Origin of the sequence: Arthrobacter sp. 2YAF22_2, from assembly GCF_052114645.1 — a bacterium.
GTDB lineage: Bacteria > Actinomycetota > Actinomycetes > Actinomycetales > Micrococcaceae > Arthrobacter.
In genome coordinates, this window is the sequence record NZ_JBFRFD010000780.1 from 1 (window position 1) to 1,042 (window position 1,042).

Below are 1,042 nucleotides of genomic sequence, written 5' to 3' on the forward strand. Positions count from 1 at the left end.
GTCGAACGCACCGCGGAGTCCCTGCGCCGCGCCATCCGGGCGGTGGCACCGGGCCGCGAAATCAACGTGATCGGCCGGACCATCGAGTCCTATGCCAAGCGCTTCGGCTATGGCGTTGTCCGGGACTTCACCGGCCACGGCGTCGGCGAGGCCTTCCACACCGGGCTGATCATCCCGCACTACGACGCAGCCCCGGCTTACAACACCGTGATGGAACCCGGCATGGTCTTCACCATCGAACCCATGCTCACGCTCGGCACGGTCGACTGGGACATGTGGGCCGACGATTGGACGGTCGTGACGCGCGACCGCAGGCGGACCGCCCAGTTCGAGCACACCCTGCTGGTCACGGAGACCGGCGCCGAGGTCCTCACCCTCCCCTGATTTCGCAACACCGCCCGAAGCGCCACCCGCCCCTGCCACGAACGGAACCCCATTGGCCAACAAGGACGAGAAGACGAAGAAGAACGCCCCCCTGATCGGCATCGACATCGGTGGCACCGGGATCAAAGGCGGAATCGTCGACCTCAAGAAGGGCAAACTGGTAGGCGACCGGGTCCGCGTGCCCACCCCACAGCCGTCCACCCCTGAGGCCGTGGCCGGCGTCGTGGCGCAGGTCGTCGCGGAGCTGTCCAAGCGTCCCGACGCCCCGCCGTCGGATTCCCCGGTGGGCGTGACCTTCCCCGGGATCATCCAGCACGGCGTCGTCCACTCCACAGCCAACGTGGACCACTCCTGGCTGAACCTGGACATCGACGCGCTGCTGACGGCCCGCCTGGGCCGTCCCGTGGAGGTCATCAACGACGCCGATGCCGCCGGCCTGGCCGAGGCGCGCTACGGAGCCGGCGAAGGCGTCCACGGCACCGTCCTGGTCATCACCCTCGGCACCGGCATCGGTTCGGCGTTCATCTTCAACGGCAAACTCGTCCCTAACGCCGAACTGGGCCACCTGGAAATTGACGGCTTCGACGCCGAGAGCAAGGCCTCCGCCGTCGCCCGTGAACGCGACGGCCTGAGCTGGACCGAATACAGCGTGCTGCTG

General features: G+C 67.9%; 2 protein-coding genes. Both read left to right on the forward strand.

The window, feature by feature from the left end:
- A partial coding sequence (locus tag AB4Y86_RS19495; protein ID WP_441403762.1) for a M24 family metallopeptidase occupies window positions 1–384 on the forward strand: 384 nt, incomplete at its 5' end.
- A 52-nt stretch (window positions 385–436) separates the two neighbouring features.
- Window positions 437–1,042, forward strand: a 606-nt coding sequence (locus tag AB4Y86_RS19500; RefSeq protein WP_441403763.1) for an ROK family protein, incomplete at its 3' end; no start/stop codon positions are given.